The sequence below is a fragment of the Mucilaginibacter arboris genome (assembly GCF_009754915.1).
Lineage (GTDB): Bacteria > Bacteroidota > Bacteroidia > Sphingobacteriales > Sphingobacteriaceae > Mucilaginibacter_A > Mucilaginibacter_A arboris.
Window position 1 is genome coordinate 15,164 of sequence record NZ_WPIK01000013.1, and the last position, 13,169, is coordinate 28,332.

A 13,169-nucleotide genomic window follows, 5' to 3' on the forward strand; every position below is an offset into this window, starting at 1 on the left:
AATTTTAATCCTGGATCAAGCCAATTACGTTACCAAACGGATCGGCTATGCTTCCTAACAACATACCGCCGCCAACATCTGTAATTTCCTGGTTAATTTTTACGCCTTTAGATTTTAAGGCGGTAAAAGAAGCATGGATATCATCTACTTTCCAGTAAGAAATATTGTTGAAGCCACCCGGATAAGCAGAACCATCAGGATCAAGGCCCAGTTCAGAACCGTTTATGTCGAAACCAACATAAAAAGGTTCATCAAAATAAGGTTGCATATTAAAAATATCAGCATACCAATTTTTGGCAGCATTCAAATCATCAACATGATAAACAATGCTTCTTAGTTTTGTTAACATATCAGTGCAAAATTTTAAAAATGAGTTCTTTCATCAATTCACCATTTTCGGAAGAAGAATCTACGCCCTTACTTTTTAAATCGTATTCCCGCAAATAACTGATGATTTGCATAGTTTTATTGAAATTAAAAGTCCGGCCAGCCTGTTCAAAATCTTTTACAAAAAACGGACTTACGCCTAATTCTTTAGCTAAATTTTGAGGAGATTTATCAGCTATATATTGATAACGCAACACTTTGGTAAAATAATTATTTAAAGTACCTAAAATTACCACAAACGGGTTCGATTTGGGATTGGCTTCAAAATAATTAATTATCCTGTTTGCTTTCACCACATCTCTCCTGCTTAAGGCCGTTTGCAGTTCAAACACATTATATTCTTTACTGATGCCGATGTTATCCTGAATATGTTGTGTTGTAATCTCTTGTCCGGCAGCTACATTCAGCATTAATTTTTCCAGTTCGTTTGCAATTTTAGATAGGTCATTGCCTAAATATTCAGACAATAAAGCGGCAGCCTGTGGCTGGATTTTATAGTTTTTTGCGCCAACAAATTGCTCTACAAAACCTGGAATTTTATTATCATAAAGCGGAGAGGATTCGAAAACCAAACCATTCTTTTCAATTGCTTTATAGGTTTTTTTGCGTTTATCAAACTTGCCGTATTTGTAACAAAAAACCAAAACGGTACTTTTAAGCGGGTTTTCCAGGTAAGCTAAAAAGGGGTTAATATGTTTCTTGTTTTCATCATCACTTCCCCACTTCATATCCTGTGCTTCTTTTACCAGCACAATTTGATAATCGGCCATCATTGGATAACGTTTTGCCGCGTTTAAAACAGTCATCGGTTCGGTATCTTTTCCGTAGAAAACCGTTTGGTTAAACCCTCTTTCTGCTTCGCTTAATAATTGATGTTCAACATAATTACTAATCTCGTCAATAAAAAACGGCTCTTCGCCATGCAGCAAATACAATGGTTTCAGCTTTCGGCTTTTTAAGTCTTTCAGTATTTCTTGCACAGTCATTTCAAACGCCAAATTACAAAATCCCTTTAGGTTTGATGCAGGATAATGCTGATTTTCGCCTGATGGAACTCCTCTGCCCGCTTAACCTGCCGCCCTACCCTTTTCGGATCACCGAGCGCAACGGACAGTTTTTTCTGTTTGATGAAATCCGCAAAAAAACTTTATTAATTACGCCGGAAGAATGGGTGCGCCAGCATTTCGTGCAATATTTAGTGGCACAAAAGAAGTATCCGAAAAGCTTGGTCCAATTAGAAGGCGGACTGAATTTACACGGATTGGCTAAACGATCTGATATTCTGGTTTATAATTCTTCAGCAGAAAAAATTTTACTGGTAGAATGCAAGGCGCCAACGGTAAAAATAACACAAGCTGTTTTTGACCAGGTTGCACGCTATAACATAGTTTACCGTGTTCCGCTATTGGCTGTAACCAACGGTTTGCAGCATTTTTATTGCAAGATTAATTTTGAGGAGAAGAAATATTTTTTCCTAAAAGAACTTCCTGATTATGAATCTTTTTAAAAGAAAAATCTGTAACCTGACTTATATTTCTGCGTAAAAGAGGAAAAATAGTTAAGTTGTATGACCAATCAACTAAACCTCACTCATCAAGCTAATTCTTTACACTGGGAAAAGTTCTGGCTGTTTAGCAAAATTTTTTTAGCTTTTTTAATCGGCATTACCCTGCTGTCGTCGTTTACAACGGTGCCTTCCGGGTTTTATGTTTCTAATATGGCACTTTGCCTGTTGTTTGTAGTTGCCGTTTTAGTAGTGAAATTTAAACGAAAGCAAGTGCCTTTTATTAAAATTGAGGCCGATAAGCTTCAATACTTTTGCCAGGTAAAAAAAGAATTGGTTGTAATCCCGGTAAATGAGATTACCAATATTACCACTCGTTTTTGCGAACTGCAAATCCATACCCAAGTCTGTACACATTGCTTAAATATGGATCAAATTAAGCAGGAAACACAGCGCTGGGAAATTAAAGAAATGATTAGGAAGCTGGCTGTTGAGAAGGGAAAGCGTTTAATAATGGCAGATCATAACAAGGCCTCCTGATATTAATTAAAAATACCTCAGCTTAATCTGCATTTTCTTCTGCTTTCATTAACTTGTAATTTCTAAAAGCAGCAAATAATAAATAACCGCCAGCCATTAAATTCCAGCTTATAGAAAAACTGTTTCTGGCAGAAGTTGAATAAACAGCCGTATATAAAGCTTCGCCAAGAATACAAATTCCGGCTATTAAAGAAATATAGAACATGGTTTTAGGCTTCATTTGTTGTATGTTTTTTATTTATCCTATAAACTATTCTGCCTGAAATTCCATTTTAATCGTAATCGAACCGGTTTTGTTCCTGCTGGAAGTATTAAAAGCGCCGCCATAACTGTAATCTTCATTGCTGTTTTTGCCCGTAATCTGGAAAACGCCCATTGTTGCTTTTTTCAGTTTACCTAAACCACTTCCGGCATTTCGGGCAATGGTTTCTGCCCTTGCTTTGGCATCTGCACTGGCTTTGCCTAACAATTCCATTTTAACCTGGTTTAGTTTTGTGTTATAAAACAAAGGCGCTTGAGAATTAAATTCGATCCCGGTTTCAATTAGTTCTGTTGCTTCGCGAGAAATTTTATCAACCTGATCCACATGTGACGATTCAATTTTTACCATCTGAACCAAGTTATAACCAGAAAATTGCTGTCCGATATTCCTTCCGTTGGCATCCAGTTTCGGACTAAACTCTTTATTTATGGTTATCGCAGAAAAAACCATTTCATTGTTGCCAATGCCTTTTTTACTCAGGTAATTTCTGATTGTATTTTCATCTGTTTTTAAAGCAGCATAAGCACTTTTAAGATCGGCGGATTTGCGTGAATAAGTTCCGCTCCAAACAATTAAATCGCTGTTAAAATCTTTTTCGGCCAAACCAGTAACTACAATTGTTTCCATCGTAGTTGAACGATACTTGTAAGCGCGGCCGATAATAGCAAAAGCAATAATGGCAGCAACACCGATAATAGCTGCTGTAATAATGGATTTCATGGTTGAGGTTTTACTGCTAAAGATAGTGAAAGAGGCAATAGTAATAGATTATTTAGAAAGGAAAAATACTGATAAAAGAAGCATGTACGATTTCTTAGCTGGACTTTAGCCAAATCAGGCTGCCCGGGCTAAAGTTTCAGTAAGGGATTTTAATATAGGTTTAGTTAAACCAATAGAAAGCGTCCTTTTTGTGGTGACAAAACGACAATCAGATCTACCCTGCCGATTTAACAGAAACCCTGTGGCAATTTATAAAAAAGACTTTACAATTTGATGAAAGAAAGCGGAAGTATAGTTTGCGTCCGACCTGGGACGCGATCAGTTATTTGGTAAAATTCGGGTGCCTGTGGCGGATGTTGCCTGCAAATTTTGCAAAAGGCAACTGGTTTATTATTATCATAAGAAATGGCCTTCTCTATAGTGTTATGACCTGCTTTTATCCAAGTTGCAGGTAAAAAAACGTTTTGGATATATTTTACAGATCGTGGTGCGTTCCGATGATAAAAAAACAGGGTTTAAACCTATCCATAAAAGATGCGTAATCGAACGGACCTTTTCCTGGTTCGATAACGACAGGCGGCTGTACAGAAATTATGAGCTACTATTGGAAACATCAGAAGAAATCGTCAAACTTTCTGCCATAAAATTATTATTGAACAAAATTTAAACAGGCCTTTATTTCTGTCATTTCCGCAGGGAGAAACCTTCTTCAAAGCGCATTCCCAGTATTTTTATATTTGATGAAGATTTAAAGCTACGGAAATGGCAGTACAACTCATCGCCATAACATTTTTCTGCCATTTCGACCAACGGGAGAGATCTTCTTCCAAGCGATATAACTTTTATTTTTCGATGAAGATCTCTCCTACGGTTGAGATGACAAAAGTATCTCCGCTACTTTTAATACACCAACCGTAGCTTTTTCCTCTATTTTAATGCAGTTTTTAACAGAAGAAATGGCAGGAATTTTCGGATCAACAATATACTTAGGCACTTCATCCGAAACATAATTTAGCAAACCTGCAGCCGGATAAACAGCCAGCGAAGTACCAACCAGCATAAATAGATCAGCTTCAGCACAAATTTCAACCGCTTTTTCAATCATCGGTACTGTTTCGCCAAACCAAACTACATGTGCGCGCAGTTGTGAACCCAATTCGCAAACCTCTCCCATTTTTATTTCCCAGCCTTCAATCGGATAGGTTAAGTTCGGGTTTTTACTGGATTGCGAACGTGTAATAATCCCATGCAAATGCACAACGTTAGTAGAACCGGCACCCTCATGCAGATCGTCAATATTTTGGGTGATGATAATTACGTCGAAATCTTTTTCCAGCGCAGCTAAAGCAAAATGGGCAGCATTGGGTTGCGCTTCCAATACTGTTTTCCGGCGTTCGTTGTAAAACTGCTGCACCAATTCCGGGTTTTTGCGCCAGGCCTGCGGTGTAGCCACATCTTCAATATTGTAACCTTCCCAAAGTCCGTCGCTATCTCTAAAAGTTTTCAAACCACTTTCTGCGCTAATTCCGGCTCCTGTTAAAACCACTAATTTTTTCATCTTTATATAATTCCGTGTTTCTAAATTATGTTTTAAAACTGTAGCAATACCAATTTTTAGTCGATAAAAGAAGCATTAACAAAAAAGCGACGAAGCTTTATACTTCGTCGCTTTTAAATTAAGTTTTGGGCGTGCCCCTGCGGGTCGGGCTTTCCGTTCCAAGTCCTCGCTGCGCTGCGGGCTTTCCACTACAATCCCTCACGCGGCAAAGCGCCTACCTTTCTATTTTACAACCAGCTGATTTTGCAATTTTAAACTTGGAAACTTACGCTTTGCCAACTCAAATCCGCCAAATAAAATAAACCCATAAACAAAGTTGCCCATCAGCAAACTTCTTTCAAAAGGAATGGCAGCATACAAAGCTTTAAAGTAGCCTGTGATGCCCGGAGAATATAACTCTTCATAGTGCCAGAAGTTTAGATCAGTTATCAGCCAATGTACTAAAACTGAGGCTAAAGATGCTACAAGCACGTTGACAACATTGATTTTCGGAAGCAAAGTTCCGATATAAACCATCAAAGCAAAACTGATATAAATCCATACTGCGCTGCCATAAAACCAAACAAATTTGTGGAAATACAAATAATTGATCAGCAGGTCGCTCAAAAACAAAGTTACCAAAGGAACTAAATAAGCCTTTTTTTTATCGGTAAAATAAGCGCCGCCAAACAAAGAAACGGCGCCAACCGGCGTAAAGTTTGCCCAAACATTTTGGTTATCCAAATGGATAAAACGGCCGGCAGCAGCAAATAAAATCATCCCGATTAAAACACTGTTGCGGATATTAATTTTTTCTAAAGACATGAATGCTTCTTTTATCATGCAAAAATACCTAAATCCTATTGAAAGTTGAAACTTACGCCAGCATTGAAATTGGTGCCCATGGTATTGTAACCGTAAATTTCCTGGTAACGCTTATCCAGAATGTTATTTACATTCACAAAAACTTTAATCCTTCCGTTAATTCCGTATTGCGCGTATCCATCCAACAACTGGTAAGCAGGTAAAGTAACATTAGTTGGATAATTATAATCGCTACGCTGTCCATAACTCCTGAAATTTGCACTAACATAGAGCGTTTGCGTTGCTTGTACGCCAGCCTGTAATCCGAAAGATTGCTTTGGACGGCGAAGCAAACCATAAGTATTTACGCCATTGCGAACGGCAGTTCCATCAACAAAACTGTAAAAACCGGTTAAGGTTAAAATTTTGTATTTGTAGGATGGCTCTACTTCCAGCCCCTGATCGTTCTCTTTGTCGAAATTCTGGTAACCGTTTGTTAAATAAACAATGGCATTCGTTAATTTTCTGCGGAAAGCAGCAACACGTAAATTAAACTGATTATCTAATAAAGCAGTGCTAAAACCAGCTTCGTAATTGGTTGATTTTTGAGGTTTTAAATCAGGATTTGCGCCATAAGGACCAAATAATTCTGTTAACAAAGGCGCTTTAAAAGCACTGGAAACCGTTCCGAATAAAATTAGTTTATTTTCTAATAAGTTAATAGAAGGCGTAAAATCATAAGTAAAATTATATCCGTAACGGTTATGATCATTAAATCTTCCGCCGCCTTCCAAGTTTAAAAACCCGGCAATTTTATTAACAACAAGTGAACTGTAAATACTGTACAGATTAGCATTGGGCGTTACATTAGCAGAACCGATTTGTTTGATTTGTGTATATCTGTCGTCTGTTCCTAATAAAAATTTGATGTTTTCTGTAAAATCATGATTGTAATACAAATCCATTAAATGCAAGCGGCCAATGTTAGACGACGGATAGCTGGACTCGTAATAAGCAGTATTATCTGTATAACCATAGTTCAGGTTAAAACGGTTGGAATTGCCCAGATTATATTGCGAAGTTAAACCAGCATTGTAATAACGGTTTAAGCTTTGGTTAGGCGCATCAGCAAATGGCCCGTTATCGTATTTATAAGAACCGGAAGTGAACCGGAAAAACGGACTAATGCGTAACCCTCGCGCTGCTTCAACAGAAAAATTAGCGTTTAAAGATGATTGATTGTAGCCGTCTTTATCAAAAGTTCCGGTATTGTTTTTGTCGGCAGCTTCGCTGATACCGTCTGTTTGATCGTGTGTGTAACTTACATTGTAAGAAAACTTACTTAACGAACCATTAAAACCAACATTCTGCTTTTGCGAGCCGTAACTGCCGCCGGTTAACGTTCCGTAAACACCAATGCCTTCCGGTCCGCCTTTTTTGGTGATGATGTTGATTACACCGCCAACTGCATCCGATCCGTACAGAGTTGATTGTCCGCCTTTAATAATTTCAATCCGTTCAATCTGATCAATCGGAAACAAGCGGATATCAAAAGCGCCGCCGGTTGGAGATGAAGGATCGCTCACCATTACGCCATCAATCAGTGTAACTGCAAAACCACTGGCCGCGCCACGGATAAAAACACTTTTGTTTGCCGTTGGATTGCTGTTAGCGCCGCTAACAATTACGTCAGCCTGCTCATTTAATAACTGCGCTAAAGATTTGCCCTGACTGCGTTCGATCTGGTCCTGTGTAATCACCGTAATTACTTTGCCGGTTTGTAACTGTTTCTGATCGGTTTTGGTAGCCGAAACAACTACATCTTTAAGAATCCTGACAGAATCCTGTGCAAAAATTGGGGCGCTGCCAAGCAGCAATTGTGCAAGCGCGAAGCCTGCGGCGGTTTTGTAAAATTTTTTTTTCATTTTTTGTTGTGAAGATGAACGTATCCCACAGCAAACAGAAAAATTGGCGCATAAAATGAAAATACACCCGTAAAAAGAGCATTCGCATTCCAGCTTCAATCCCCGAAAGCTATGAATTTATTTGCGAAAGGCAGGTCTTCTGGCTTGCTCCCCTTTGCCTGCCTTCCCGTTCTGGTTACCCAAAATAGTGGCATAAAAACAGCATCAGTTGATAGAGCTTACAGCTGCGGGACAGCTCCGGTTTTACACCGGATTCCCTTTTAATTCCGGTTGTTGAGGCCGGAAACCAATTGCGGGGGCAAAGGTAGAATAAGATTTGAGATTTTAAAATGGAGGATTTTAAGGAATTGAAATCGAAATGAAAATAACGATTTGTTTAAACCTTTTTCTGTCTCTCTTTTTTTGGGTTGATGCTTCTTTTATCACCTAAAAATGTTAGTAATAGGTTTTTATTACATGCATGCAAAACACCAATTTTTACCCGGTAAAAGAAGCATGGTCTTTTTTTTACAATTTAAATGGAACCTAAAAGTTTAAATAAATCTTTATTAAATTCTTTATCTTTGGTACAGCAATGAAATTTAACGAGAAATTCCCTCAACTAAAAGAAAAAAGTTTCTTAGCAGAAACGCTAACGAATACTGTATTTTCTACAATGGTTTTAGAGGACCAACAAGTTTCCAAGTCAAAAATTGAGCAAATTGTTTTATCCTTATTAAAAGAGCAAGAGCTAAAAGGAAATCAGTTCTTTTCTAATTAAATTTGTTAAAGGTTCAAAATCTCCTTTATCTGCTGATTTCATTGCTTCAATGTAAACCTTCCGGCTGTTACCTTCCCTGTGATAAAGTTCCAGTGGTTTATAACCAAACTTTAGGGCAACAATATTCATTAAAATTCTTCCTGTTCTGCCGTTACCGTTGTTAAAAGGATGGATACGAACAAACTCATAATGGGCAAAAGACAAACAATCGAGATGATCAGTTAGGGTGATGGCTTGCTTTATTTTAAAGTTTAAATTATCAAGGAACTGATACATCAACTGTAAAATCTGGTTTGGATTAGGCGGAATAAGCTGTCCAACAGAAACTATAGTAGTACGCCATAAACCCGCCCATTCATAAAGTTCAGCAAAAGCAAAACAATGTATTTGTAAAAGCAGTTGTGTAGAAATTTCTATTTCAGTATCTAACTGAAAAACAAAAAGTTCCGTTAAAGCAATACCTTTCGCCTCGTATTCATTAATTATATTCTTATCCGTCAGGCCAAGTTTATTTTCATCCGGGATAGGTGTCCAGTTGGTATTATCCATTAACTAAAGATAGTTATTAAGTTTGATGGATTTATAAGAACAGTTGCGTTAGAAAACAAAATCCTGTTATATTTAACACTATGCTTCGTTTATCAACCTTTTTTATACTTCTCACCTTGCAAACTTCCGCCCAAAAAACCGATACTGTTTTTCTCGAAAAACTACTGCAATCAAAGCCTGAGTTGTTTGGAAAAATCCTGCAACATCCAACCAAAAACGAAGTCCAGATTTTATATACGCAGATCGACCGTGATGAACACAATGTGCCGCATTTTCATTCATACAGCTTCAACTTAAACCCAAATCGTTACTTCTATCCGGCAAGTACGGTAAAATTACCAACCGCAATTTTTGCTTTGGAAAAAGCTAACCAGCTTAAAATTATGGGCATAAAAGAAGCATCAATGATAACCGACAGTGCTTTTGCCGGACAAACCAAAGTTAGCATTGATACTTCTGCCGAAAACGGTTTACCAAGTATCAGCCATTACATCAAAAAGATTTTATTAGTGAGTGATAACGATGCTTATAACCGATTGTACGAGTTTGTTGGAAAAGCAGAAATCAACCAAAAACTTAAAAAATATGGTTTAAACCAAACGCGGATTATTGGAAGACTGGCTGTTGGTGATGCCGGAGAAAGTACAAAACATACCAATCCGATCGAGTTTTTTGCCGGTAAAAGAAGCATTTATAAACAAGCTGCACAATATGACGTGAACGATTACCCGATGGAATTGGAAAATATGCTGCAGGGAAAAGGTTATCTCGACAGCCACGATCAATTGGTAAATAAGCCTTTTGATTTTCGCGAGAAGAACGTTTACACCATTCCAAATCAGCAGGAAGTTTTAAAGCGGTTGTTGTTTCCGGAAGTTTATCCGAAAGAACAACAGTTTCAGCTAAAAAAAGAGGATTATCAGTTTTTGTACAAATACATGAGCATGTATCCAACAGAAAGTGATCACCCTAAATATACTTCTCCAGATTACTGGCCAACGTTCTGCAAGTTTTTGTTCTATGGATCAAAAAAAGATACAACAATAAATCCAAACATCAGAATTTTTAACAAGATTGGTGATTCCTACGGTTATGATATTGACAATGCTTACATCGTAGATTTTAAAAATAAGGTAGAATTTATGCTGACTGCGGTTGTACAATCTAACGAAGATGGCATTTACAACGACAATAAATATGAATATGAAACTGTGTGCCTACCTTTTTTGAAGAACTTGGGACAGGTAATTTATCAGCAAGAATTAACCCGGCAAAAGAAGCATTTGCCTAATTTAAACAAGTTTAAGTTTGATTATGGAAAGAAGGATTAAGAAAATCTAATCCCAAAAAAGGCTATTAATTTTACACTTTCACCTGATGTGTAACTGAATAAAATTTCAGTTCGATAATATCACTTGGCAAGGCTTTGGTATTCCAGGCGCTGTGGATGGCTAAAGCTGTACCAATCGCTGTAGCTTGTGCCATAGAAGCGGCAAAAACTTCAATATCCGGGAAAGCTTCTGCCAGCAAACGCATAAAAATAACGTTCTTGCTAAAGCCGCCGTCCACAAAAATCCTTTTTACATCAGTTCCTTCTAAAACCAGTTGTGTTGATTCTTTTTGCAGATCAATCAGATCAAGGATCAGGCGGTGATAAGCTTCTGCATCTGTTGCATAATTTGAAAGGTCGCGTTGTGCAAAAACAGATTCTTTTAGTTCGATGCTGTTTTTACCGGCATTTTTTACGGATGGCTCTTGTTGCAATTTCTGAATGACAGCAGCATCATAAGGCAGGGAACGGTAGTAATGTGGATGCTGGTTAAAATGCGCTGCAATTCTTTTCACTTGTGTTTCCAGTTCATAACCAGAAAATATTCGCGAAGCTTTTACCGGTTTCCCCTGATATTGCAAATAACTTAAACAATCTTTTTTAAGTTCTTCTGCTGTTAAAGGTGTTTGATTAAACGGATTTAAGCTGATGCACCACGTTCCGGTAGAAAGCAAAATAAACGGCTCATGGAAATTAACGAGATAAGGAATAAGTGCGGCAGAACTATCGTGTAAACCAATGCCAACAGAATAACTGTTGCCGGGAAAAGCAGCTGGTAAAACCCGCTCGGCAGGCATTATTGGCGCTAATTTTCCGATAATTCCTTCGCGTGTTACCCATTCGTGATAAGTATCACGGGTAAAATCCCATAAATTGGTGTGGCAACCAATACTGGTAATATCAGATAAAGCACGGCCGGAAATTAAATAACTTAAATACTGCGGTAAATGAAGCGCATATTTAATCTGCTTAAACAACTCCGGCTGCTGGTGTTTGATACGATAAATTTGCATACCGGAATTTAAGTTACCTAAAACCGGTGAAGCCGTGCGGACAGAAAATTCTTCTTCTCCGCCGTAAGTATCGTAAAATTTAGTTTTAAGTTCTTCCGGATAAGGTTTCAGATAATTATAGAGCGGCGCTAAAGGCTTGCCATCTCCATCAATATAAACAAAACTGGCCCCGTATGTAGAAAAATTAATAGCCTTAATTTCGTACTCTTTTAACCTGAAAACCTCTCGTAACGAATCAAATACTGAGAGACGTAAGCTTTCCAGGTTTTCGCATTGATCACCGTCTTCATCAACGGTTTCTTTAAATTGTGCCGATTTCTCAAACACAATTTTATAATTCTCGTCAAAAAGGAATAATTTCTTGTTCGTTTTTCCTACGTCAAAAATGGCTATTACAGGAATTTTACTCATTTCAGGCCTTCAGGTATCAGCTTTCAGGTATCAGCCAAAACCGCTTTATACTTAAAACTTATAACTTATAACTTACAGTCCGGTTGCTACTGTTTTATAACCTCTTTCGCCGATCAGGTTTTCCCGCACTTTTAAGGAACGGTAAAGTGCTAAGGGATCTGCAGCACCTCCTGCACGCATACGTGCTTCGGCAACCAAAGCACGAACATCGGTACGGAAAACGTTTTGCAAAATTTCCTGACACCGTACCACATCACTTACCGCTTGTGCTTCGTTTAATGCCTTTCGGTCAACCAGAAGTGCCTGTGCATAAGCAATCATGATCGCTTCTACTGATTGCAATAAATCTTCCAACGGATCTTTTACGTTGTGGGAAGCATCGATCATCCAGCCTAAACCTGTTGCATGGTCCATTCCCATGGCATCCATTCCTTCAACTAATTCATTAAAGATCAGGAATAATTGGTACGGACGAATGCTTCCGGTTGTTAAATCATCATCAGCATACTTGGAATCATTGAAATGAAAACCGCCTAATTTACCTTCCATCAGCAATAAAGAAACGATCTGTTCGATGTTGGCATTTGGAAGATGATGCCCTAAATCAACCAAAGTATAAGCTTTCGGACCTAATTTAGTAGCATATAAAAGCGATTGTCCCCAATCTGCAACGGTGGTAGAATAAAAATTTGGTTCAAAGGCCTTGTACTCTACAAAAACTTTCCAATTTTCAGGAAGTGCAGCATAAATTTCCTGCAAACTTTCCAATGTATTTTGAAATGCTTTACGGAAGTTTAACTGGCCTGGAAAATTAGAACCATCTGCCAGCCAAACGGTTAAAGCTTCTGAGCCTAATTCAATACCATGTTTAATCACTTCAATATTATGATCAATTGCTTGTTTTCGAACCGCTTTATCTACATTTTGTAACGAACCAAACTTATAGCTTTGCTTTTGATCTGGCTGGTCCTGAAAAGTATTAGAATTGACCGCATCAAAACGTAAACCATGTTGCGCTGCCAATGCTTTTATGGCCTGGTAATTTTGTGGGATATCCCAGGGAATATGCAGGGAAATAGCGCCACTGGATTTATTTAAAGCATGCAGCAAACCTACATCTTCAATTTTTTCTTCTAAACTGCGTGGTTCGCCGCTGCCGGAAAAACGTCCGAAACGTGTTCCTCCAGTTCCCAATGCCCAACTTGGAATTGCAATTTGAAAATTAATTAATTTTTGAATAATTGCTTCTGAGTTAGAAAACTGCTCTTTTACAAAATCAAATTTCCGTTGTTGACTTGCAGCCAATTGCTGATTTTGTTCTTCTATTTTATAAGATTCAATCTGCATTACTTTAGGTTTTAATCCAGTATTCTGGATAGATTATAATTGGTTAACTTCTCAATCTAAATATTAAAAAATCAGTAAGG

Annotated in this window: 15 protein-coding genes and 1 riboswitch; of the genes, 5 read left to right on the forward strand and 10 right to left on the reverse strand. The window is 37.9% G+C overall.

The window, feature by feature from the left end; all coding sequences use genetic code 11:
• Positions 1–4: 4 nt before the first annotated feature.
• Positions 5–349 carry a VOC family protein gene (locus GO621_RS14205; protein ID WP_157568180.1) on the reverse strand — a complete coding sequence of 115 codons (345 nt, stop codon included), beginning with the start codon at positions 347–349 and terminating at the stop codon, positions 5–7.
• Between the two features lies 1 nt (position 350).
• Entirely contained in the window at positions 351–1,373 is a 1,023-nt protein-coding gene (gene holA / locus GO621_RS14210) for a DNA polymerase III subunit delta (protein WP_157568182.1), read from the reverse strand.
• Positions 1,374–1,435: 62 nt separating this feature from the next.
• Between holA and GO621_RS14215 the strand changes: the two genes are divergently transcribed.
• Positions 1,436–1,894 (forward strand): type I restriction enzyme HsdR N-terminal domain-containing protein, encoded by a 459-nt coding sequence (locus GO621_RS14215; protein ID WP_157568184.1) that lies wholly within the window; start codon positions 1,436–1,438, stop codon positions 1,892–1,894.
• A gap of 60 nt (positions 1,895–1,954) precedes the next feature.
• A complete protein-coding gene (locus GO621_RS14220; protein ID WP_157568186.1) occupies positions 1,955–2,431 on the forward strand; it encodes a hypothetical protein in 477 nt (158 codons plus the stop codon).
• A 22-nt stretch (positions 2,432–2,453) separates the two neighbouring features.
• On the opposite strand, the gene GO621_RS14225 is transcribed toward GO621_RS14220, so the two are convergent.
• Complete coding sequence (locus GO621_RS14225) at positions 2,454–2,651, reverse strand: hypothetical protein (protein ID WP_157568188.1); 198 nt, start codon at positions 2,649–2,651, stop codon at positions 2,454–2,456.
• A gap of 30 nt (positions 2,652–2,681) precedes the next feature.
• Entirely contained in the window at positions 2,682–3,413 is a 732-nt protein-coding gene (locus GO621_RS14230) for an SIMPL domain-containing protein (RefSeq protein ID WP_157568191.1), read from the reverse strand.
• A 239-nt stretch (positions 3,414–3,652) separates the two neighbouring features.
• Here GO621_RS14230 and GO621_RS19425 point away from each other — a divergent pair, with 239 nt between their 5' ends.
• Complete coding sequence (locus GO621_RS19425; protein ID WP_198170260.1) at positions 3,653–3,868, forward strand: transposase; 216 nt, start codon at positions 3,653–3,655, stop codon at positions 3,866–3,868.
• Between the two features lie 410 nt (positions 3,869–4,278).
• Here the strand turns inward: GO621_RS19425 and GO621_RS14240 are convergent, their stop codons facing one another.
• From GO621_RS14240 to GO621_RS14250, 3 genes are all read right to left on the reverse strand, one after another.
• Positions 4,279–4,971, reverse strand: coding sequence for an SIR2 family NAD-dependent protein deacylase (locus tag GO621_RS14240; RefSeq protein ID WP_157568193.1), 693 nt, complete (start codon positions 4,969–4,971; stop codon positions 4,279–4,281).
• A gap of 222 nt (positions 4,972–5,193) precedes the next feature.
• Positions 5,194–5,775: a DUF6580 family putative transport protein gene (locus tag GO621_RS14245; protein ID WP_157568195.1), complete on the reverse strand. Its 582-nt coding sequence runs from the start codon at positions 5,773–5,775 to the stop codon at positions 5,194–5,196.
• A 35-nt stretch (positions 5,776–5,810) separates the two neighbouring features.
• A complete protein-coding gene (locus GO621_RS14250) occupies positions 5,811–7,679 on the reverse strand; it encodes a TonB-dependent receptor plug domain-containing protein (RefSeq protein WP_157568197.1) in 1,869 nt (622 codons plus the stop codon).
• A 112-nt stretch (positions 7,680–7,791) separates the two neighbouring features.
• A riboswitch (cobalamin riboswitch) is annotated at positions 7,792–7,985 on the reverse strand.
• 268 nt (positions 7,986–8,253) lie between these two features.
• Here GO621_RS14250 and GO621_RS14255 point away from each other — a divergent pair.
• Positions 8,254–8,439: a hypothetical protein gene (locus GO621_RS14255; protein WP_157568199.1), complete on the forward strand. Its 186-nt coding sequence runs from the start codon at positions 8,254–8,256 to the stop codon at positions 8,437–8,439.
• Here the strand turns inward: GO621_RS14255 and GO621_RS14260 are convergent.
• Positions 8,410–8,988 (reverse strand): Fic family protein, encoded by a 579-nt coding sequence (locus GO621_RS14260; protein ID WP_157568201.1) that lies wholly within the window; start codon positions 8,986–8,988, stop codon positions 8,410–8,412. The genes GO621_RS14255 and GO621_RS14260 overlap by 30 nt on opposite strands.
• Before the next feature lie 80 nt (positions 8,989–9,068).
• Here GO621_RS14260 and GO621_RS14265 point away from each other — a divergent pair, with 80 nt between their 5' ends.
• Positions 9,069–10,319 carry a serine hydrolase gene (locus GO621_RS14265; protein ID WP_157568203.1) on the forward strand — a complete coding sequence of 417 codons (1,251 nt, stop codon included), beginning with the start codon at positions 9,069–9,071 and terminating at the stop codon, positions 10,317–10,319.
• A 31-nt stretch (positions 10,320–10,350) separates the two neighbouring features.
• Here GO621_RS14265 and GO621_RS14270 read toward each other — a convergent pair whose 3' ends face one another.
• A complete protein-coding gene (locus GO621_RS14270) occupies positions 10,351–11,742 on the reverse strand; it encodes an FGGY-family carbohydrate kinase (protein ID WP_157568205.1) in 1,392 nt (463 codons plus the stop codon).
• 72 nt (positions 11,743–11,814) lie between these two features.
• The gene (locus GO621_RS14275) at positions 11,815–13,089 is read right to left on the reverse strand and encodes a TIM barrel protein (protein WP_157568207.1); all 1,275 of its coding nucleotides are present in this window, start codon (positions 13,087–13,089) and stop codon (positions 11,815–11,817) included.
• Positions 13,090–13,169 lie beyond the last annotated feature (80 nt).